The organism is Mycobacterium parmense, from assembly GCF_010730575.1.
Taxonomy (GTDB): domain Bacteria; phylum Actinomycetota; class Actinomycetes; order Mycobacteriales; family Mycobacteriaceae; genus Mycobacterium; species Mycobacterium parmense.
Map to the genome: position 1 here is coordinate 142,286 of NZ_AP022614.1, position 20,840 is coordinate 163,125.

A 20,840-nucleotide genomic window follows, 5' to 3' on the forward strand; every position below is an offset into this window, starting at 1 on the left:
CGGTGGCCGAGGGTGGACGATGTGGCGTGCAAACGGCGCCGGGTGCGGCAGCTGACCATTCTTCGGCTCGGATTTGCTACCGCATTATGTTCTTGCTGGATATTAATGCGGCTATTGCGGTTTCGCTGGTTGCGGCTCGCACGCCCGGCCCGCGTCCCGCTGATCACAGATGCCTGGACAGATCGGTGATATCAGCTGGAAATACGCTGTATGTCGCGCATGCCGCGTTGTCGAGCGAGCGTAGTTCGGTTTGACTGGAAGGTGGTTAGCCGAGTCGCGCCGCGCGGTGGGCGCAATGGCGGCGGGTGGTTGCGCGGGTCGGTACCCGGCGCACGCACCGGGACGCGTCCGACATCGCCGATGACCGGTTGCGGTCCGGGATTGGTCGTACTGCCGGTGCCGACGAGGCCACGGGGCCGAATGGCCACCAGGACAAGGCAACCGGTCGGATCTTGTGAAACTACGGAAGGTGATTGACGGATGGCGCGTACGCGACGCATCGCGGACTGGGATCCAGAAGACGCGACGGCGTGGGACGTCGGCAACAGTCTCATCGCCCGTCGCAACCTGATCTGGTCGATCGCCACCGCTCACGTCGCCTTCTCGATCTGGTACCTCTGGTCGGTGATGGTGCTGTTCATGCCCGCGTCGGTCTACGGCTTCTCCACCGGCGACAAATTGCTGATCGGCGCGACCGCGTCATTGGTCGGCGCGGTCGCGCGCATCCCCTATGCGATGGCGGGAGCCAGATTTGGCGGCCGCAACTGGGCGGTGTTCTCGTCGGCGGTGCTGCTGATCCCGACCGCTGCGACGATAGTGCTGCTGGCCCATCCTGGCCTTCCGCTGTGGCCCTATCTGCTGTGTGCGGCACTGACCGGGCTGGGTGGGGCGAACTATTCGGCTTCCCTGGCCACCGCCGAAGCCTTTTTCCCGCAGCGGCTCAAGGGTTTCGCGCTGGGGCTCACCGGCGGTATCGCCAATCTGGGGTCCGCGACGATCCAGGGGGTCGGGCTCTTCGTGCTGGCCACCGCCGGTCACCAGGCGCCGTACTTGGTCTGTGCGATCTACCTGCTCTTGCTGGCCGCCGTGGGTTTCGGTGCCGCGCTGTTCATGGACAACATGCACTACCGCATCGACATGAGCCACCTCAAAGAGGTTCTCAAGGTCGCGGACTCCTGGGGGATCGCGCTTCTCTACCTGTGCTGTTCGGGATCGTTTCTCGGCTTCGCGTTCGCCTTCGGTCAGGTGCTGCAGCACAACTTCTTCGTGAGTGGGCAAAGCCACGCGCAGGCGTCGCTGCATGCCGCCGAGATCGCCTTCACGGGGCCGCTGCTCGGGTCGGTGGCACGGGTGGTCGGGGGCAGGTTGAGCGACCGCTTCGGCGGCGGGCGTGTCAGCGTCGCCATGCTGGGTTGCATGGTCCTGGGCGGCGGGTATCTGGTGGTCGTCAGCACGCACGACGACCTCACCCGCGACGCGGGACAGCCGGTGACGGGCTTCACGATGGCCGGCTACATCGTCGGCTTCATCGCGCTGTTCATCTTCTCCGGCGCCGGCAAGGGTTCGGTGTACAAGCTGATCCCGTCGGTCTTCGAATCGCGCAGCCGCGACGTGGGCGCCTCGGACGCCGAACGTCGCCAGTGGGCGCGCGTGCGATCGGGAACGTTGATCGGGTTCGCGGGCGCGTTCGGCGCGCTCGGCGGCGTGGGGATCAACCTGATCCTTCGCCAGTCCTACGACAGCGCGGGCACCGAGACACCCGCGTTCTGGATCTTCCTGGTGTGCTACGTCGGCGCCGGACTGCTGGCGTGGGCGCGTTACGTCCGCCCGCAGCCCACGCTCGCGGCGCCGCCGCTCGAGCCGACCGACGAGGTGCCGGTCACCGGCTGAATGCGGCGCCGTCTGCCCGGCCAGTGGCAAGCGGCGGCGCTGTCGATGGTCCTGACCGGCGCCGTTTGATCCGCGAACAACCCGTCGGGCCACCTCAGCCTGTAAATCTCCTGTAAATTGACCATCTTAACTTGTAGACTGATCAAAATCCGGTTTGACTGACAGGCAATGTGAAGGTGCGTTGCCGGGACGGACGCGATGAGTGTCGACGCACGAATGGCGATGGAGATCCCATGGTCGCGCGCACTGTCTCGGGCACGCTCGACGGCCGGCGATCAGCAACCCGGAGGAAGGCGAGTGACGGTTGAGCCTCCGACGTCACGGGCCGCCCGCGCGGTCGAGTCTCGCCCGCTGCGCGGCGCCTTTCGGGGCGCCGACGAAACGCCCTCTGCTGCAAGCTTTTCGGGCGGAGGCCTGTCGGTCCTCCCAGCGACGTCGGTGAAAGGGAGGAATCGCGTGGGGCGTTCGCACACCATCACGGTCTGGGACCCGGAGGACGAGACGGCGTGGGACGCCGGCAACCGTGCCATCGCCCGTCGCAACCTCTTCTGGCAGGTCGTGAACGTGCACGTCGCCTTTTCGGTTTGGTATCTCTGGTCGGTGATGGTGCTGTTCATGCCGCAGTCCGTCTACGGTTTCTCGACCGGTGACAAGCTGCTGGTGGGTGCGGTCGCGTCGCTCGTCGGCGGCCTCGCGCGCATCCCGTACGCGTTCGCGGCGAACTGGTTCGGGGGCCGCAACTGGACGATGTTCTCGGCGGCCATCCTGCTGATTCCGACCACCGGGGCGATATTTCTGCTCTCCCACCCCGGCCTGCCGTTGTGGCCGTATCTGCTCTGCGCCGCGCTGACCGGCCTGGGCGGTGGGAACTACTCGGCGTCGCTGGCCAAAGTCGACGGATTGTTCCCCCAGCGGCTCAAGGGCCTGACCCTCGGTCTCATCGGAGGGATGGCAAATCTGGGTTCGGCCGGCATCCAGATAGTCGGGCTCGTCGTGCTGGCCACCGCCGGCCACGAGGCGCCGTACTGGGTGTGCGCCGTCTACCTGGTGCTGCTGGCCGTCGGCGGTGTTGGCGCCGCGCTGTTCATGGACAACGTCGCCGCGCACCGCACCGGTCTCACGGTGGCCAATCTGAGGTCGATCCTGTCGGTGCCCGACACCTGGGCGATCTCGTTTTTCTACATGTGCGCGTCGGGTTCGTTCCTCGGCTTCGCGTTCGCCTTCGGTCAGGTGTTGCAGCACAACTTCGTGGCCGCCGGACAAGGCCACGGGCAGGCGTCGTTGCACGCCGCCGAAGTCGCCTTCATCGGGCCGCTGCTCGGATCGCTGGCGCGGATCATCGGCGGCAAGGTCAGCGACCGCTACGGCGGCGGACACGTCACCCTGGCCGTCTTCGCCGCCGCCATCCTGGCCGGCGGGTTCCTGGTCGCGGTCAGCACGCATGACGACCTCGTCCGGGCCGGTGGCGGGACGGTGACGTCGCTGACGATGGCCGGTTACATCGTCGGCTTCATCGCGCTGTTCGTCTTCTGCGGGGCGGCCAAGGGGGCTGTCTACAAGCTCATTCCGTCGGTGTTCGAGGAGCGCGGCCGAGCGCTCGGACTCGGCAACGGCGAACGTCACCACTGGGCCCGGGTCAGGTCGGGGGCGTTGATCGGGTTCGCCGGGGCGTGCGGCGCACTCGGTGGGGTGGGTATCGACCTGGCGCTGCGGGAGTCCTACGACAGTGTCGGCACCGAAACGCCGGCCTTCTGGGTGTTTCTGGCGTGCTATGTGGCCGCCGCATTCCTCGTCTGGGTTCGCTATGTGCGACCCGGGAACAAAGATGTAACGATGCCGGAGTCGCGGCAACCAACGACGGAGGAGACAGTCAGGACGTGACTGCAGCGGGACGCCACCGGGTCTCGCTGATCGATGAATTCTATTGCGGGTAAGTGAAGTTCATATAGGAGCAACGAATGTCCAACAACATCACCTGGCACGAGCACAACATCAGTCGTGACGATCGCGAGAAGCTCAATGGCCACCGGGGTTGTGTCATCTGGTTTACCGGGCTCAGCGGCAGTGGCAAGAGCACGGTGTCCAACCTCGTCGAACGAAAGCTGTACGAGCGGGGCATCCGGAGCTTCCTGCTCGACGGGGACAACGTCCGCTTCGGGCTCAACGCCGGCCCGGGGATCCTCGAGGAGCGGCACGGGGCCGACTTCGCCAAGCGGTTCGGTCTGGGTTTCTCCGCCGAGGACCGTGAGGAGAACATCCGGCGGATCGGCGCGGTCTCGAAGCTGTTCTGCGAGGCCGGCATCATCGCGTTGACGGCCTTCATCAGCCCGTACCGTCGTGACCGCGACGCGGTTCGCGCCACGCTCAACGACGGCGATTTTCTGGAGATATTCATCGACACTCCGATAGAGGTGTGCGAACAGCGCGACCCCAAAGGGCTTTACAAGAAAGCCCGCGCCGGTGAGATCAAGGGATTCACTGGAATCGACGATCCGTATGAAGCGCCGATGCAGCCGGAGTTGCGGCTCGAAGGCGGTCAGAAGGATGCCGACACATTGGCCGCCGAAGTGGTCGCTCACCTCGAGCGGGTGGGCGTGATCCCCGCCCTCGACCGAAGCCACGATGCGCGGGAAGGAATGGTCGAAGTCTAGAAAGCTGGTCCGGCCCTGGTGCGCCGGGCACTTCAGAACATGGAGCCGAGAAAAAGAGGACATGACATGAATTACAAAGGACACAACGGAAAACCGATCGTCGAACGCGTGTCGACCGACAATGCCGCCGCTCTGATTAAGGGCATGGCGCGGGTCCCGATCAGTAAGGCGACCGCACACGAGGTGATCAGCCTCTCCTACGGTTTCTTCACCCCGCTGACCGGGTTCATGGGGCGCCAGGAGGTCGACAGCACCCTGGACAAGATGCAACTGCCGGACGGGACGCTGTGGAGCATCCCGATCGTCTTCGACCTGTCCGCGGACGACATCGAGAAGTTCGGGATCGAAGAGGGCGGCAGCGTGGTCCTCGAATATCTCGGTGCCCCCATGGCGATCTTCGAGGTCGGCGAGGTCTACGAGTACGACCTCGAGCGGATGGCGGAAAAGACCTACGGCACAACCGATCCACGGCATCCGGGCGTCAAGAAGACGTTTGCTTACCAGAACCGGTTCATCGGCGGCGACATCACGCTCATCAACGAGCCGGTCTTCAACGAGCCGTTCAAGGACTTCTGGCTCACCCCTAAGCAGCACATGGACGCGCTGGCGGAGCGGGACTGGAAACATACCGTCGCCCACCAGACGAGGAACGTGCCGCACACCGGCCACGAGGCGTTGATGAAGCAGGCGTGGCTGGCCGCCAACGAGGACATGCCGGTCAACAACCTGAACACGGGCGTGCTGGTCAACGCCATCATCGGCCAGAAGCGGGTCGGTGACTACATCGACGAGGCAATTCTGCTGACGCAGAACGAGTTGCGCACCAGCGGGTACTTCCGCGAGAACGTCCACATGGTGTCGTTCACGCTGTGGGACATGCGGTACGCGGGACCGCGCGAGGCGATCTTCCACGCCATCCTTCGGACCAACCTCGGCTGCACCCATCACATGTTCGGGCGCGACCACGCCGGCGTGGGTGACTTCTACGACCCCTACGACGCCCAGAATCTGCTCACTGAGCACCGAAGCGAGTTGGGCATCAAGCCGGTGTTCCTGCGGGAGAACTGGTACTGCCCGAAATGCCAGGAAGTCACCAACTCGGCTCTGTGCGGTCACGACTCCCAGTCGCAAAGCTTCAGCGGCAGCCTGATCAGGAGCATCCTGACCGACGAGGTGAAGCCGACGCAGAAGGTGATGCGGCACGAGGTCTTCGAAGTCGTCATGGACTGTGCCGCAAAGCACGGCGAGGGGTCACCCTTCGTGACCGAGGAATATCTGAAAAACCGGCTGCCGGTATTCACGCTGAACCAGATGGAGGGAGCGGACTCGTGAGCGAAAACGAGAAGAAGATCAAGGTCAACGTCTGGATCAACGAGGAAAGGCTCGACGCCCTGCAGCAGGCCGGGATGGCCGAGTCGGCGAAGGAAGCCTTCGCCGGGATGCGGCTGCTCGAGATCTACACCACCGAAGAGCAGAAAGACGTTGTCTTGCAGCGGTTCCCGGGGGCCAAATACGACTCGGCGACCACCAAGTCGATCGAACTGCTGCCCAAGAAGGCCAAGGACAGGCTGTTGGAGCTGTCGATCGACATGCACTCGACGGGACCCGAGGTCATGGGCCGCTTCCTCGAGGAGGCGCAACCCTGACGGCGCATCGGTAGGGGAGCCGCACAGTAGGAGACTCCACCCGGCGCCGACCGGCGATTGGCAACCACCAGTCCCCGGTCGGCGCCTTCGTCGTGTCGGTCCGGTCGATTCGCGGACGGCGCACGCCCCGGGCGTCTGAGGAGCCCTCGGTAGCGCACTCGGGCGCTGCCGCTTCGGAATTAAGGCTGCCGGGGTCCGGGGGCGTGCCGTCGGCAGCCCGCGGGGCAGCTGAAAAGCGCTGTAGAGCGGCGGTTTCGGTGGCGACGTGCCGCGGGCCGGATTCGGCGTTGGTCGCAGACGACGCGCGGCGGCTGTTCGCGGGCCGAGACGTGTCCGGAGCGCCTGTGCGCCGTCACGCGCGATGAGCTTCGTGGCGAGGTCCGCGGGGGCATCCGGCGCGCGTTTGCTGGCAAAAGGACAGGAAGAATCCAACCGCAGTACAGGAAGTTGCCAGCTAGCCATCCCATACTTTTGATCATCACGAGTTTAAATAGGGCCGGACGGTCTGCGCGATTGCTGCGCAGCCGTGTGTGACTAAAGAACTCGAGGTCAGGGGGCCCGCCGGCCGTTGCGGTGGACCACCCGTGACCCGTTCGGCGTACTGAATAGCGACTTGGCCTGCCCGGCCCTGCCGGATGGCGGGCTGGCGTTCGGAGCCCTTCTCGGCTGCGAACCGATCCATCAGGTCTTGTTGCTGACCAGAACGTGTGAGTCACGTTCCTACGACACATCTTTATGGAAGGCATCTGCACTGTGGAAAACCAACTTCTCGCTCCGACCCGAGTCCTGCGGGATTACCTGTCGAACTCGCTGGTTTGGGAGGACTTTCTGGCCCAGGGCGGCTTCGTCGACGGCGACATCGTCGTCGCCGACCCGTTCAAGGCCGGCACCACCTGGACCCAGCGAATCGTTCAGCAGATTCTGCACAACGGCGAGGAGCCCGAGGGCGGACTCTCCGACACGTCGCCATGGCTGGACTCCAGCTGGGGCGACCACGCCGGCATGCTCAAAGTGCTCAACGAGCAGCGCGAGGCCGGCAAGCGGCGCGTTATGAAGTCCCACCTCCCCGCCGACGCCCTTCCGATCGCACCCGAGGCGCGGTACGTGTTCGTCGGCCGCAACGGCAAGGATCTGGGGAGCAGCTTCCACAACTACCTCTACAACTTCTCCGCGCCAACCATGGAGACGATCAACAAGATCCACGCCGAGTGGTCCGGCGACCCAACCCCTCTGGTGATCCCCGAGGACATGCAGGAGTTCTTCGACAAGTGGCTCGACACCGACGGATTCCAGTGCTGCGACCTGCTCGACATCATGAGGTCCTGGTGGCGGCTCAAGGATGAGCCGAACGTGCTGCTGCTGCACTACGGACAGCTCAAGCGCGACCTGCGGGGCCAGATCGAGCGGCTCGCCGAGTTCTTCTCCATCGACCCCGCGTCGTTGCAGATGGACGTGATCGTGGAGCACTGCTCCTTCGACTACATGAGCGAACGCGCGGAGAAGATGGCGCCGTTCGGCGGTGCGCACATGTCCAGTGCCAAGGCCTTCTTCCACAAGGGGCTCAAGCGTGATCACCGCACCGAGCTGAGGCCCGAACAGGTGGAGCGCTTCGACCGCGCCGCCCTGCAAAAGCTCGGTGCGGAGTGCGCCCACTGGCTGGAGACCGGCGAAAGCCCGGCGGCCGGCTGATCCCGGTAGGACGGCATTGCAATGTCGCGGGACTTCGCCCTCAAGCGGAGTCCCGCGACGCAATGCGGGAGCTCATGGACTATGGCCGAGCAGACCTTGGTGCGGCGCGACCGCCTCTTCATGGAGGCCGTCGCCCTCCTCTACATCATGGTGGCGGCCCACTGTAACGGGCTGCACTACCTATTCTTTCCCGGGCTGGCGGCGCTGTCGTACGACGCGCTGACCCGGCCGTGGGGGAAGTGGGCGAGTCAGCCCGCGCGGCTGGTGGTGACGCCGGCCCTCGGTGCAGCCATCGGGACGGCGATCACGCGGGTGTTGCCCTTCGGGGTGCCGGCGGTCCTTCTCGTCGTCACGCTGTGCCTGCTCCTTCTCGCGGCGCTGAGATCGAACATCGCGCCGGCGATCGCGGCAGGTGCGCTGCCACTGTTCCTGGGGATCACAAGCTGGCTGTATCCCGTGTCGGTCGCGCTGAGCCTCCTCGTGTTGGTCGTCGTACTGTTGCCGTGGCAACGGCATTGTCGGCACAAGTACCGGCACGCGGGCGCGCCGGTGGCCGACACGGACGACATCCTCGAAACACCGCCGAGCGGGAACGCTTGGGCGCTGCCGTTTTTCGCGTTCCTGACCGTGGCGGCGGCCTGCGCCGCCGTCTCGGGTCTGCGGCTCATCGTGTTCCCCCCGCTGATCGTGATGGCTTACGAGATGTTTGCCCACCCCACCACATGTCCGTGGGCTCGAAAGCCGCTGGCCCTGCCGGCCGCGTGCGCGCTGACCGCGACCGCGGGATGGTTGGCCGTCAGCCTCTTCGGAAGCGGCGGCCTCGCGGCCGGGTGCGCGATGGTGTTCGGCATCGTTGCGCTTCGCATCCTGCGCCTGCGCATGCCGCCCGCGCTGGCGGTCGGCCTTCTTCCCCTCGTCATCAATTCGCCCAGTTTCAGATATCCGATCTCCGTGGCGGTCGGCGCGGGAGCAATGACGCTCGCCTTCGTCTTGTACCGACGCTGGATCACCGGTCGTGGCCGCACCGGCCAGGATGCCCACAACGAAATGAGGAGTTGCTCGTGTCGAACGCCCAACTGACCGCGGTGATAGCCGTTTTGCTTGCGCTCGTCGGATTGGCGCAGTTGCTGGGCTATCTGTTCGTCAAGCTTCGCCAGCCCAAGGTGGTTGGAGAGATCCTGGCCGGCGTCGTCCTGGGACCGGCGCTGCTCGGCCGCGTTCCGTTCTTCGATCACATGATCCACACGGCGAGGCACAACACCCACATCCTGAGCTTCGTGTACTGGCTGGGCCTGTTGCTGCTGATGTTCGTCTCCGGCGCCGAGATGCAGCAACTGTTCGGCAAGGGCGAGCGGCGCACGGTGAGTTGGCTCGTCATCGTGGGCACCGGCATACCGTTCCTGCTCGGCCTGGGCTTCGGGCCCCACCTGATCCGGCCCAGCCTCGCCGGTCCGCACGGTAATCGCTTGTCGCTCATCATCATCGTCGCGGTGGGCGTGGCCGTCACATCGGTGCCCGTGGTGTCGAAGATCTTCGCCGACCTCAAGATCCTCGACACCCGGTTCGCGCGGCTCATCCTGGGCGTCGCCGTCCTCGAGGACATCGTGCTCTGGCTCGCGCTCGCCATCGCGACGTCGATCGCGGCCAGATCCCATCTGAATCCCGAACAGATGTCCCTGCATCTGCTGATCACGGTGGCCTACTTCGTGCTCGGGCTCACGATCGTCCCGCGCGCCATCCGGCTCGTCAACACCGCCCGCTGGAACGTCCTGGCGCAGCACTCGCCGACGGGCTATGCCATCGCGGTGCTGCTCGCGTATTGCGCGGTCGCCGGTGCGCTCGACGTCAACCTTGTGTTCGCTGCATTTCTGGCGGGATTCGCCTTGGTGGACAACCAGCGCCACATCTTCGACGACTCCATCGACGCGATCAGCAAGGTGTCCTTCGCCTTCTTCATTCCGGTCTACTTCGCGATCGTCGGCCTGAAGCTGGACCTCATCCGCGGTGTCTCGCTGCCGATGATCGCCATCTTCATCGTCGGCACCTGCGTGGTGAAGATGCTGTCGGTCGCGCTGGCCGGTCGGTTCGCCGGTTTCCGGGGCCTCGAGCTGATCAACCTCGGGATCACCACCAACGCCCGCGGCGGCCCGGGCATCGTGCTGGCCAGCGTCGCCTTCGACGCCGGAATCATCAGCTCGAAGTTCTACACCACGCTGGTGGTGGCGGCGGTGCTCACCTCGCAGCTGGCCGGCGCGTGGCTGGACTACGTCCTGCGAAAGGGCTGGCCCCTGCTGAATTCCGAGGCGACCCCCGAGACGGCGAGCGGCGGACCCGACGGCCCCGGCGACCCCCTGCCTGCCACCCAATCGTTTTCCGGGGACGGCGAGCTGCGTGAGTCGCGCGAGGCGGTCAGCACTGCGGCCGAGGACCGCACCGCCCCCGCCTAGCATCGTCGGCGGCCCCGCCCGGTCGAAACCTGCCGGGCGGTTACAGGTTTGCCACGCCGACCGTCAGCAGGACACCGCCCACCGCCGCCAGCAGCAGGGCCACCTCCACGCGGCGACGTGACCGGATCCACCCGTCCAACGCATCCATCGACGCTCGCGTCCGATCGGGCGCCAGCAGGTAGGCCAGCAGCGGGATCTCGACCAACGCGAAGGCCACCACGTTGAAGATCACCAACGTGGCGACCTGAGTGGCCGCTGCTGCGCCGGACGCCAGGATCACCGCCAGCGCGGCCAGGTAATCCACGGACGGAAGCGCTATCCCGAGGCCTGCGACGCCGGCGACCCACAGTGAACCGCCCTGCAGCAGCCGCTGGGCCCCCGCCGCGAGCCATCCCGGGCCGGCCTCCCGGCCGGTGCCCCGTGTCGCTGCCAGCACGGCGGCGGCCGCCAGTGCGATCACCCCGATGAGGATCTGAACCCTGGGCAGCGTGAAGTACGTCGACACCAAATGGATGTGCCGGAAGACGAACAGGACGACGAGTCCGACGGTGATGCCCATCGCGAACCCCCCGCACAGAAACGCCAGCAACTGCAGCATCGGCCTGGGTCTGTGCAGCATCACAACGGTCATGCCGATCCGGAACGGTTCCAGGCTCACGGCGACGGCCATCACCAGAATGGTGATCAACATGGTGTGATGTGCTCGCCCGTCGCTCAGATGTCCACTCGCGCCGGCGCCCGCCGGCGCCTACCCACGCGCAGCGCGAAGAGGTTTCTGCATGGGCGCCAGGTTACCTTCCCGCTCCCGACCGCCGGGGCTAGAGGCTTACGCCCCAATGGAACACGCGTGAGGTCAGCAACACGATGCCGAGCGAGACCGACGCGACGACCGTGAGCCCGATGATCGCGACGACGAGTGGGCGCCACCCGGTGCGTGCGATCTGCCGGATGTCGGTGGTCAGGCCGACTCCGGCGAACGTCAGCAGGAACGCCCACTTGGAGACGTTGGCCAGGTTCGCGGACTGGCCCCTGCTCAGCCAGCCCGCGGTGGCGATGGCCGAGACCGCGAGGAAACCGAGTACGAACTTGGGGAACTTGTTCCAGACGAAGGCGGCCCGGGCCTTGACGCCGGGCGCGATCCCGTCGGCTTCGCCGCGCGCGGCCCAGTAGACCGCGAAGCCCAGGACGACGAAACCGATGAGCGCGTTGCGCGTGGACTTGACCAGCACGGCGATCTTGCCGGCATGCTCGGAGTACAGGTAGCCCGTCGCAGTGGTTTCCGCGGTGTTGTCCACCGCGAGCCCGGCCCACAAACCGAATTCGTGATCGGTGAGGCCGATCGCGTGCCCCAGGGGCGGCAGGGTGAACAGGCCCACCGCACCCAGGGCGAGGATTGCCGCTATCGCGTACCCGACGTCGGCGTTGCGGGCACGGATCGCCCCCTTGGCGGCCACGATCGCGGACACCCCGCAGATGGACGTGCCGATCGCCAGCAGGGAGCCGAGCTTGCCGGACAGGCCGAAGGCCCTGGCCGCGAGGATGATGATCGTGCCGGCGACCACCATGTCCACCAGGATCTGCACCAGGCTGAGCGCGCCGAGCTTGGCTATGTCGCCGAGCACGAACCGCGACCCCAACGCCACGATCCCGACCTTCAGCCAGAATTGGTAGGTCAGCACCCCCGGCCGGAAGATCGGATGCAGGCCGACGGTGTTGGTGATGAGCAGCCCGATCACGATGGCCCACAGCACATATTCGATGTCCGGGACGGTCCAGTGCTGATGGCGGGCCAGCGAATTCCACCAGATTTGCGCGTACTTGCCCAGCAGGCCCACGCCCAGCAGCAGCACGATCCCCGGCACGTAGTCGATCGCCCGTCCGCCGGTGAAGGCGGCTTCGGCCGGCAGCTCGCCGGCTTCGACGCGGGTGCTCATCCGCGTCACCAGGGAATCCGGGGAAGAACGCCGAGCACGGCCAGCGCTACGAGGGCTCCGGCCACCAGCGTCGCCCACCAGTCGTCCCCGACCCGTCCCAGCCGGCCCCGCCACTGCGATGTGCCCGTATCAACCACGACGCAATGGTCGCCCGGCCCGTCTCGGCAAACCAAGTGATTGGCTCAGACTGAATTTAGCTGCCGCGCTGAGGCCGCGCGGGCGCGGCGAGACGCTAGGTCGGCAGGCCGAATTTCTCGGCGTCGGCGCGGTAGCGGCCGACCCACTCGTCGGAACGCTGGTCGGCCTGCCGCTCGAGCACCGGATGGGGCGCCAGCCGCGGGTCGAGGCCGAGCATCTCCAGGATGGTGCCGACGATCTGAGTCAGGTTGCGCCACAACACCGGATACGGGATCTCCAGCGGTTGGACATCCTCCTCGGCGAACCAGTCCCGCCAGCCCGCCTCCTGGGCGCGCAGCATCGTGACGACGTGCGCGATCGCGCCTGCGTGGTAGGTCGCACGGGCATCGCGCACCGGGTCGGGCCGGCCCCGCCACATCCGCGTCTGCACCGCCCGCCAGAACGAGACCGCCTGCGACACCACGTCGGGCCGGTGGACGTGGATGAACAGCGGCTCCTCGCCGATGACGTCGCGGATCGCGGCCAACAGCCCGTCACCGCTGCGCACCGGCAAATCCTTGGCGCGCTTGCGCAACAGCGCCGTCTGGTTCCACATCAGCTTGCCGCCCCAGACGCCGTTCGGCGTCCGCCCCACGGTGCGGATGTAGTCACGCCAGATCTCGGGCGGCGCAAGGTCGGGCGTCCCGGCGTCCAGCGGGTCGAGCAGGCGCAGGATCGACTCGTCCTCGACGTCGGCGAACCATTCCCGCGGTTGCGGGGCCTGGCTGGTGGACGGCAGGTACTGGAAGAACTCCTGCGGTTCGCCGGCCACGCCGGTGGCGCGCAGGGATTCGACCAGCAGCGTGCTGCCGCTGCGCTGGGAAGCCAGCACCAGGTACGACGACGGGTTCGCGGTCACCGAAGAAAGCCTAACCGGATGCAAAGCCGTTGCAACTCATCTCATTAGCTTCACATTGAGGTTAACCCTTGCGGCGCGACGGCCGCGGCGACTTTGTCCGGCTACGCGGGCCGTTCCAGGATCCGAAGGCCGAGCGAAAACAGCAGGCGCACTTCGGGATCCGCCAACGACGTGGACAACAGCTTCTCGATCCGGCGCACCCGGTAGCGAACCGTGTTGGGATGTACCTGCAACGCCTGCGCGGCGGCGGCGATGTCGCCGAAGCTGTCCAGGTAGACCCGCAGCGTCTCGCCCAGCACCGGATCCTGGTCGCGCAGCCCGCGCACCCGCGGGTCGACCAAGCGCTCGTCGCTGCCGACCAGGGTGACGATCTCGTCGAGCAGGACGGTGGTGCGCGCCTCGGCGAGCGACGTGACCTCGCCGATCGAAACCGGGTGTCGCCCAGCGCTGTCGAGCACGCGGTCCACCTCGGCGCGCGCGTCGGCGACCCCGGCGAGGCCGGCGACCGGAGCGGCGATGGCGGCGCGCAGCTGCACCCCGAGCTCGGCGCGCATGGCGCCGATGGTGCCGCGGGCCCAGGAGGTGACCGAGCGGATCTGTGTCTGGGGTAGCAGCACGTAGATTCGTGTCCCGCGCGTGGCAACCTGAGCGTCCCGGCTGAAGGCGCTGGCGCCCAACGCCATGACGTCCGCCAGCCGGGCGTGGCGGGTCGCCCGGTTCTCGGCACCCTCGGTGTCCCAGCCGATCAGCGCCGCAACACCGTCGGCGGCCAGACCGAGTTCGCGCGCGATGGCGGCGACGTCGGCGGGCGTGGGGTGTTCGGAGTCGGCGAGCCCGAGCAGCTGCTGCACCCGCCGCGCGTGCGTCGAGGGCCTGGCCGCCAGCCGCGACATGACCCGTGCGGCGAGCACCGCCGCACCGCGCAGCATCTCCTCCGCGTCGTCGGCCAGCGGTTGCGAGCCCTGCTGTACCCAGATGCTGCCCGCGAACACCGGCGGGCGCCGCACGCGCTCCGACCCGGGCGCCGGGGGCTCGTGGATGCCCACCGCCAGCCGCGGACGCAGACCGAGCTCCGGGCGCTCGGCGACGCGCACCACCCCGGTGCCGGACTGCAGCGCGTCGAAGATGCCCCACTGGCCGATCCACTCCAGATGTTCGGGCGGCCCGGCCCGGCCCAGGATGGAAAGGCGGCGCAACTCGTCGGCTTCGTCACCGGAGGCCGAATAGGCCAGGACCTGAGACTGGGCGTTTTCGATGCTCACCATGCCGTGAATGCGGTCGGCCAGCGACTGCGCCAGCCCGAACAGGTCGGTGCCCGAGTCGTCCAGCGGGTCGTCGCGGTCGCCGTGGTGCTCCAGAACGTGATTCACCAACTGATACAAGCGTTCCCAGCGGGCTCGAGGCTCCACCGACACCACCGCGGACCCGGCCGCGACCGCGCGTCTCACCAGCGCGTGTGACGGCTCCTTGGCGAACACCGCCGCGGGCACCCGCTCGCGCGCCTGCTTGTCGACCCACCTCAGCGCCTCGGCGTCGGTGACACCCAGCAGGAAGAAGACGTCGGCCGAGCCCGCCGCTGCCGCCAGCCCAAGCCGCACGTCGTCGGAATCGATCAGGGCGGCGGACTCCACCGGCAGGTCGAGCCCGCGCGGGGCGTCCACCAGGCTGACCATGGTGGCGTCCAGCGCGAGGAGGAGCTGACCCAATCCGACACCGGGCATGCTGTCCGATCCTACTAGGACAGGGCCATCATGTTGGCCGATCAGCCAATCCGACACCGGCCCCTGCGGAGGATCCTTGCAGCATGGACGCGATCACCGAGGTCCCTCTCCCGGCCAACGAGCCGGTCCACGACTACGCCCCCCGATCCCCGGAACGAGCCAGACTGAGCGCCGAACTGGCGGCGCTGGCCGGCAACCCGATCGACCTCCCGCACGTTATCGCCGGCCACCACCGGATGGGTGACGGCGCCCGCATCGACGTCGTCCAGCCGCATCGGCACGCCGCCAGGCTGGGCACCCTGACCAACGCCGGGCACGCCGACGCAGCCGCGGCCGTCGAGGCCGCGATGGCCGCGAAAAAGAGCTGGGCGGCAACGCCGTTCGACGAGCGCGCGGCGGTGTTCCTGCGGGCCGCCGCCCTGCTGGCCGGCCCGTGGCGCGAAAAGTTGGCGGCAGCAACGATGCTCGGCCAGTCGAAGTCCGTCTACCAGGCCGAGATCGACTCGCCCTGCGAGCAGATCGATTTTTGGCGGTTCAACGTGGCGTTCGCCCGCCAGCTCCTTGCGCAGCAGCCCCTCAGCGGGCCGGGGGAGTGGAACCGCAGCGACTACCGCCCGCTCGACGGCTTCGTCTACGCCGTCACACCGTTCAACTTCACTTCGATCGCAGGCAATCTGCCGACCGCGCCGGCGCTCATGGGCAACACCGTCGTATGGAAGCCGTCGATCACCCAGACGCTTTCGGCGTACCTGACGATGCAACTGCTCGAGGCCGCGGGCTTGCCGCCCGGCGTGATCAACCTGGTCACCGGCGACGGCTTTGCGGTTTCCGATGTGGTGCTGGCCGATCCGCGGCTGGCCGGCATCCACTTCACCGGGTCGACCGCCACCTTCCAGGGCCTGTGGCAGCGGGTGGGGGCGAATATCGGCGACTACCACAGCTATCCGCGCCTGGTCGGTGAGACCGGCGGCAAGGACTTCGTCGTCGCGCACGCCTCGGCCCGGCCGGAGGTGCTGTGCACGGCGCTGATCCGAGGGGCGTTCGACTACCAGGGGCAGAAATGCTCGGCGGCGTCGCGGGCGTTCATTCCGCGGTCGGTGTGGCACCGCATGGGCGACACCCTGCTGGGCGAGACGGCCGCGCTGCGCTACGGAGATGTCACCGATCTGACCAACTACGGCGGGGCGCTGATCGACGAACGCGCCTTCGCCAAGAACGTCAACGCCATCGAACGGGCCAAAGGCGCGGCCGGTTTGACCGTCGCGGTCGGCGGCGAATACGACGACAGCGTCGGCTACTTCGTGCGGCCGACCGTGTTGCTGTCGGACGACCCGACCGACGAGGCCTTCGCGACCGAGTACTTCGGTCCGCTGCTGTCGGTGCACGTCTACCCCGACGACTCCTACGAGCAAATCCTCGACGTCATCGACACGGGTTCGCGCTACGCGCTGACCGGCGCCGTCATCGCCGACGACCGCGCGGCCGTGCTGACCGCGCAAGAACGGCTGCGGTTCGCGGCGGGCAACTTCTACGTCAACGACAAGCCGACCGGGGCGGTCGTCGGGCGCCAGCCCTTCGGCGGTTCGCGCGGTTCGGGCACCAACGACAAGGCGGGCTCCGTGCTGAACCTGATCCGCTGGACTTCGGCGCGCACGATCAAGGAGACGTTCGTCCCGGCGACTTGGCACACCTACCCGCACATGGACTCCGACTGATGGCCGGGCTGTTCGCCGGCACCGTGCGGCCGGTCATCCTGGCCGCCGGCCGACGACCGGGACTGCGCCGGGCCGCCGAAGGGCTACCGGTCACCCGTCGCGTGGTGCAGCGTTTCGTGCCCGGCGAGACCATGGAGTCGGCGCTGGACAGCGTTGCCGCCCTTCGCCATTCGGGCCTTTACGTCAGCGTCGACTATCTGGGTGAGGATGTCACGGATGCCGACGACGCCGGCGCCGCGGTCCAGGCCTACCTCGACCTGGTCCAGGGTTTGAGCTCGGGCGGTGACCGTGCCCGCGTTAGGCCATCGGAGGTGTCGGTCAAGCTGTCGGCGCTGGGACAGTCGCTCAAGCGCGACGGCGAGAAGATCGCCCGGGAGAACGCGTGGTCGATCTGCGACGCCGCGCAGCGCGCCGGCGTGTGGGTGACGGTGGACGCCGAAGATCACACGACGACGGACTCGACGCTGTCGATCGTTCGCGACCTGCGCGTCGACTTCCCCTGGCTGGGCACGGTTTTGCAGGCATACCTGCGTCGCACACTCGGCGATTGCGAAGAGTTCGCCGCGACCGGCGCACGGATCCGGCTCTGCAAGGGTGCCTACGACGAGCCGGCTTCGGTGGCCCACAGAGAGGCAGGCGCGGTGACCGACTCGTACTTGCGTTGTATGCGGGTGCTGATGAACGGGTCGGGCTACCCGATGGTGGCCTCTCACGACCCGGCGATCATCGAGGCGGTCCCCGCGCTGGCGCGCGAGTCGGGGCGCGGCGTCGACGATTTCGAATACCAGATGCTCTACGGCATCCGCGACGGCGAGCAGCGGCGCCTCGCCTCTGCCGGCTATCACGTGCGTGTGTATGTGCCGTTCGGCACGCAGTGGTACGGGTATTTCATGCGCCGTCTCGCCGAGCGCCCGGCCAACCTGGCCTTCTTCCTGCGGGCACTGGCGCAGCGCGGGCACTAGACGACGCGGCCGCGCGTCTCGGATCGGCGCCTTCGGTCTTGGCGTCGGGGCGCGGCTTTGGCGTCGGGGCTTTGGCGTCGGGGCTTCGGCGTCGGTCGAGTGTGCATCGTGGGCGTTGGGTGTGTTCGTAGGGCGGGGATTCGGGCCGAAACCACGCCGTAGCCGCACACTCGACGCCCTGGTCGCACACTCGACGCCGCGGTTGCACACTCGGCGCCCTGGTTGCACACTCGACGCCCTGGTTGCACATTCGACGCCGCGGTTGCACACTCGGCGCCGCGGTTGCACACTCGACGCCCTGGTCGCACACTCGACGCCGCGGTTGCACACTCGACGCCCTGGTCGCACACTCGGCGCCCTGGCTCCACACTCGACGCCTCGGGCCGTGGTGTTGGGCTTTGGCGTCGGTCGAGTGTGCATCGTGGGCGTTGGGTGTGTTCGTAGGGCGGGGATTCGGGCCGAAACCACGCCGCGGTTGCACACTCGACGCCCTGGTCGCACACTCAACGCCCAGAAAGCACACTCGACGCCGCGGTTGCACATTCGAGGCCCCGGCTCCACACTCGGCGCCTCGGGCCGTGGTGTTGGGCTTTGGCGTCGGTCGAGTGTGCATCGTGGGCGTTGGGTGTGTTCGTAGGGCGGGGATTCGGGCCGAAACGACGCCCAGAAAGCACACTCAACGCCCAGAAAGCACCTTCGACGCCCACAGAGCACACTGTGGCAGCCGGCAAAGACTACACACGCCTTGGCCGCGCGCGATCGCCCGCGAACCCGCGTACCACGTGTGCCCGCACGAACTCCGCGGCCACCGCGGGATCGTCCATGTCCAGCGTCGAGGACGGAGTGCTGAAGAGAGAGAACAGAATCCGCGCGACCCACTCGGCGGCGGACTGGACATCGAGGTCCTTGCGTACCTCGCCGGTGAGCTTGGCCGCGGACAGATAGGGCGCGAAGAAGTCGACACATTCGCGCAGCAGCACGGCGGCGTCCTTGGTGAGCAACAGGCTGACCGCGTCCTCGTCGAAGTACTTCTCGGAGGCGATGACTCGCCGTGCCTGGGTGACGAAGACCGCCGCGTGACTCAGTTTGTCCTCGAGCGACCCGCCCCGGCTCATCGCCTTGGACATCTCGCGGTAGAACCGCTCTGAGGCGTGCTCGGCGCACGCTTCGATGATGGCGGCCTTGTCGCTGAAGTATTCGTAGATGGTGCTCCGGGAGACCCCGGCCGTCTTGGCGATGTCGACGATCGTCGCCTTCTGCAGTCCCTGCTTGCCGAAGCATGCGTACGCGGACTCGACGATGAGCTCGCGGGTATCGGCCGATGTCGCCTCCGCCGTCATGGGACCAGCGCTCCTTCGGGACCCGGGCCGGCAGCCGCCGACGCAGCGGCGACCGGTGTGAAGGCGGCGTTGATGTCGGCCAGGTGGAACCGCGTGGGCATCGAACCCTCCTCAACCGGCCGGTTGGAGAATCAGCCCGCTGGTGGGCACGCCGGTCCCAGACGTGACGAGCACGTGCTCGACGTTGTCGACCTGGTTGTGCGAGGTCCCGCGGACCTGCCGCACGCCTTCGGTGATGCCGTTCATGCCGTGGATGTAGGCCTCGCCGAGCAGACCGCCGTTGGTATTGATCGGGAATTCCCCGCCCAGCGAAAGCCGTTCGACGGTGGCGAAGTCCTTGGCCTCGCCGCGGCCGCAGAAGCCCAGCTCCTCGAGTTGGGTGAACACGAACGGCGTGAAATGGTCGTAGATGAAGGCGGTTTGGATGTCGGCGGGCTTGAGGCCAGAATCGCGCCACAGTTGGCGTGCCACCACGCCCATTTCGGGCAGCCCGGTGATGTCGTCGCGGTAGTAGCTGGTCATCATCTCGCCGTTGTAGGCGGCGCCCTGGGCGGCCGCGGTGATCACCGCCGGTGGCTGCCGGAGATCCCGGGCGCGCTGCGCGCTGGTCACCACCAGAGCGACGCCGCCGTCGCTCTCCTGGCAGCAATCCAGCAGTCGCAGAACGGGTTCAACGATCCAGCGCGAATTCTGATGGTCCTCCAGCGTGATCGGGCGCTGGTAGAACCAAGCGTCGGGGTTCGCCGCAGCGTGCTTTCGGTCGACGACGGCGATCCTGCCGAAGTCCTCGTTGGTGACGCCGTACGTCGACATGTAGCGCTGGGCGTGCATCGCGACCCACGCTGCGGGAGTGAGCAATCCGAACGGCGCGTAGTGCGCCATGAACACCGGGGTGCCCAGGTCGCTGCGTCCGCTGCCGCCGAACCGGAAACCGGAACGCTCGTTGAAGGCCCGCCAGCACACCACCACGTCGGCCACACCCGTCGCCACGGCCATGGCCGCGTGCACGACGGTGCCCGCCGCGGCGCCGCCGCCGTGGTGGACGCGGGAGAAGAAGCTCAGGTCGCCGATGCCGACGTTGCGCGCGATGTCGATCTCGTCGCTGGAGTCCATGGTGAACGTGACCATGCCGTCGACGTCGCCGGGCGTCAGGCCGGCGTCGTCGAGCGCGGCGCTGACCGCCTCGCACGCCAATTGCAGCTCGCTGCGCCCGGATTCCTTGGAGAACTCCGTCTGGCCGATCCCGACGATGGCCGCGGCACCCGGCAGCGTCCCGCTCATGCGCCCACGCCGGCGAGCAGGCTGAGGATCGCGGTGCCCAAGACGTGGTCGCCCAGGCTGTTGGCGCCCGCGAAGGTCACCTCGACGAAGTTCTCACCATGGGAGCCTTCGGTTTTGCCGGTGACGCGGCCGGTGAACCGCAGCGGGTCGTCCGGAAAGCACGGCACGCCAAGGCGGATCGAGAGGTTCTTGACCATCGCCTCGGGCCCGGCCCAGTCGGTGAGGAAACGCACGCAATAGCCGTTGGTGGTCAGGATGTTCATGAACACGTTGGGCGAGCCCTGCTTGTTGGCGTAATCGCGGTCGTGGTGGACCGGCATGAAGTCGCGGGTGGCGATCGCGCCGGCGACGATCATGGTCGTCGTGACCGGGACTTCGAGCGGGGTGAGCTGGTCACCCACCGAAACGTCAGCCCATCGCAGCGTTTTGAGAGAGCCGGTGCGGCCGGTGCTGATCGTCATGCGTGTCCTTCCGGATAGGTCGCGCCCAGTCGGGCCGGCTGTGCCGAAGCGAGGCCGAACGGGAACC

General features: G+C 67.2%; 18 protein-coding genes. 10 read left to right on the forward strand and 8 right to left on the reverse strand.

The genetic code is table 11. The features are described 5' to 3' along the window. The first annotated feature begins 480 nt into the window (after positions 1 to 480). The 8 genes from G6N48_RS00680 (at position 481) to G6N48_RS00715 (ending at position 10,323) form a co-directional block, all read left to right on the forward strand. The gene (locus G6N48_RS00680; RefSeq protein ID WP_139825779.1) at positions 481 to 1,890 is read left to right on the forward strand and encodes an MFS transporter; all 1,410 of its coding nucleotides are present in this window, start codon (positions 481 to 483) and stop codon (positions 1,888 to 1,890) included. A gap of 456 nt (positions 1,891 to 2,346) precedes the next feature. Continuing rightward, a complete protein-coding gene (locus tag G6N48_RS00685) occupies positions 2,347 to 3,771 on the forward strand; it encodes a nitrate/nitrite transporter (protein ID WP_085269309.1) in 1,425 nt (474 codons plus the stop codon). A 77-nt stretch (positions 3,772 to 3,848) separates the two neighbouring features. After that, complete coding sequence (gene cysC / locus G6N48_RS00690) at positions 3,849 to 4,541, forward strand: adenylyl-sulfate kinase (RefSeq protein WP_085269308.1); 693 nt, start codon at positions 3,849 to 3,851, stop codon at positions 4,539 to 4,541. 66 nt (positions 4,542 to 4,607) lie between these two features. After that, positions 4,608 to 5,873: a sulfate adenylyltransferase gene (gene sat / locus G6N48_RS00695; protein ID WP_085269307.1), complete on the forward strand. Its 1,266-nt coding sequence runs from the start codon at positions 4,608 to 4,610 to the stop codon at positions 5,871 to 5,873. Continuing rightward, positions 5,870 to 6,187: a DUF6955 family protein gene (locus G6N48_RS00700; RefSeq protein ID WP_085269306.1), complete on the forward strand. Its 318-nt coding sequence runs from the start codon at positions 5,870 to 5,872 to the stop codon at positions 6,185 to 6,187. Before sat ends, G6N48_RS00700 begins: the two co-directional genes overlap by 4 nt. A 753-nt stretch (positions 6,188 to 6,940) precedes the next feature. After that, positions 6,941 to 7,876, forward strand: coding sequence for a sulfotransferase domain-containing protein (locus tag G6N48_RS00705; protein WP_232066507.1), 936 nt, complete (start codon positions 6,941 to 6,943; stop codon positions 7,874 to 7,876). Between the two features lie 81 nt (positions 7,877 to 7,957). Next, complete coding sequence (locus G6N48_RS00710) at positions 7,958 to 8,956, forward strand: HPP family protein (protein ID WP_085269304.1); 999 nt, start codon at positions 7,958 to 7,960, stop codon at positions 8,954 to 8,956. Next, a complete protein-coding gene (locus tag G6N48_RS00715) occupies positions 8,938 to 10,323 on the forward strand; it encodes a cation:proton antiporter (RefSeq protein WP_232066508.1) in 1,386 nt (461 codons plus the stop codon). The genes G6N48_RS00710 and G6N48_RS00715 overlap by 19 nt, the downstream gene beginning before the upstream one ends. A 40-nt stretch (positions 10,324 to 10,363) precedes the next feature. On the opposite strand, the gene G6N48_RS00720 is transcribed toward G6N48_RS00715, so the two are convergent. The 5 genes from G6N48_RS00720 to G6N48_RS00735 all read right to left on the reverse strand — a co-directional run bounded on the left by G6N48_RS00720 (position 10,364) and on the right by G6N48_RS00735 (position 15,014). Next, positions 10,364 to 11,014, reverse strand: a complete 651-nt coding sequence (locus tag G6N48_RS00720; protein WP_085269303.1) for a GAP family protein — start codon at positions 11,012 to 11,014, stop codon at positions 10,364 to 10,366. A 127-nt stretch (positions 11,015 to 11,141) separates the two neighbouring features. Then, positions 11,142 to 12,257, reverse strand: a complete 1,116-nt coding sequence (locus G6N48_RS00725; RefSeq protein ID WP_085269302.1) for a YeiH family protein — start codon at positions 12,255 to 12,257, stop codon at positions 11,142 to 11,144. A gap of 5 nt (positions 12,258 to 12,262) precedes the next feature. After that, positions 12,263 to 12,394, reverse strand: coding sequence for a hypothetical protein (locus G6N48_RS28575; protein WP_264049010.1), 132 nt, complete (start codon positions 12,392 to 12,394; stop codon positions 12,263 to 12,265). A gap of 95 nt (positions 12,395 to 12,489) precedes the next feature. Beyond that, positions 12,490 to 13,293 (reverse strand): trehalose 2-sulfotransferase, encoded by an 804-nt coding sequence (gene stf0 / locus G6N48_RS00730; protein ID WP_085269301.1) that lies wholly within the window; start codon positions 13,291 to 13,293, stop codon positions 12,490 to 12,492. 101 nt (positions 13,294 to 13,394) lie between these two features. Further along, complete coding sequence (locus G6N48_RS00735) at positions 13,395 to 15,014, reverse strand: PucR family transcriptional regulator (protein ID WP_085269300.1); 1,620 nt, start codon at positions 15,012 to 15,014, stop codon at positions 13,395 to 13,397. 83 nt (positions 15,015 to 15,097) lie between these two features. Here G6N48_RS00735 and pruA point away from each other — a divergent pair, with 83 nt between their 5' ends. Next, positions 15,098 to 16,729, forward strand: coding sequence for an L-glutamate gamma-semialdehyde dehydrogenase (pruA, locus tag G6N48_RS00740; RefSeq protein ID WP_085269299.1), 1,632 nt, complete (start codon positions 15,098 to 15,100; stop codon positions 16,727 to 16,729). Further along, positions 16,729 to 17,691 (forward strand): proline dehydrogenase family protein, encoded by a 963-nt coding sequence (locus tag G6N48_RS00745; RefSeq protein WP_085269298.1) that lies wholly within the window; start codon positions 16,729 to 16,731, stop codon positions 17,689 to 17,691. Before pruA ends, G6N48_RS00745 begins: the two co-directional genes overlap by 1 nt. Positions 17,692 to 18,425: 734 nt before the next feature. Here the strand turns inward: G6N48_RS00745 and G6N48_RS00750 are convergent. From G6N48_RS00750 to G6N48_RS00760, 3 genes are all read right to left on the reverse strand, one after another. Next, complete coding sequence (locus G6N48_RS00750; RefSeq protein WP_085269297.1) at positions 18,426 to 19,031, reverse strand: TetR/AcrR family transcriptional regulator; 606 nt, start codon at positions 19,029 to 19,031, stop codon at positions 18,426 to 18,428. Positions 19,032 to 19,142: 111 nt separating this feature from the next. Continuing rightward, positions 19,143 to 20,312 (reverse strand): lipid-transfer protein, encoded by a 1,170-nt coding sequence (locus G6N48_RS00755; protein WP_085269296.1) that lies wholly within the window; start codon positions 20,310 to 20,312, stop codon positions 19,143 to 19,145. Beyond that, the gene (locus G6N48_RS00760; protein ID WP_085269295.1) at positions 20,309 to 20,773 is read right to left on the reverse strand and encodes a MaoC family dehydratase; all 465 of its coding nucleotides are present in this window, start codon (positions 20,771 to 20,773) and stop codon (positions 20,309 to 20,311) included. The genes G6N48_RS00755 and G6N48_RS00760 overlap by 4 nt, the downstream gene beginning before the upstream one ends. Between the last annotated feature and the right edge of the window lie 67 nt (positions 20,774 to 20,840).

Bases quoted from the DNA above. Each gene is read 5' to 3' on its own strand.
- G6N48_RS00725 (WP_085269302.1), bottom strand. From the start codon at position 12,257: ATGAGCACCCGCGTCGAAGCCGGCGAGCTGCCGGCCGAAGCCGCCTTC.
- G6N48_RS00760 (WP_085269295.1), bottom strand. From the start codon at position 20,773: ATGACGATCAGCACCGGCCGCACCGGCTCTCTCAAAACGCTGCGATGG.
- sat (WP_085269307.1), top strand. From the start codon at position 4,608: ATGAATTACAAAGGACACAACGGAAAACCGATCGTCGAACGCGTGTCG.
- G6N48_RS00745 (WP_085269298.1), top strand. From the start codon at position 16,729: ATGGCCGGGCTGTTCGCCGGCACCGTGCGGCCGGTCATCCTGGCCGCC.
- G6N48_RS00750 (WP_085269297.1), bottom strand. From the start codon at position 19,031: ATGACGGCGGAGGCGACATCGGCCGATACCCGCGAGCTCATCGTCGAG.
- pruA (WP_085269299.1), top strand. From the start codon at position 15,098: ATGGACGCGATCACCGAGGTCCCTCTCCCGGCCAACGAGCCGGTCCAC.
- G6N48_RS00720 (WP_085269303.1), bottom strand. From the start codon at position 11,014: ATGTTGATCACCATTCTGGTGATGGCCGTCGCCGTGAGCCTGGAACCG.
- G6N48_RS00735 (WP_085269300.1), bottom strand. From the start codon at position 15,014: ATGCCCGGTGTCGGATTGGGTCAGCTCCTCCTCGCGCTGGACGCCACC.
- G6N48_RS00680 (WP_139825779.1), top strand. From the start codon at position 481: ATGGCGCGTACGCGACGCATCGCGGACTGGGATCCAGAAGACGCGACG.
- G6N48_RS00710 (WP_085269304.1), top strand. From the start codon at position 7,958: ATGGCCGAGCAGACCTTGGTGCGGCGCGACCGCCTCTTCATGGAGGCC.
- G6N48_RS00755 (WP_085269296.1), bottom strand. From the start codon at position 20,312: ATGAGCGGGACGCTGCCGGGTGCCGCGGCCATCGTCGGGATCGGCCAG.
- cysC (WP_085269308.1), top strand. From the start codon at position 3,849: ATGTCCAACAACATCACCTGGCACGAGCACAACATCAGTCGTGACGAT.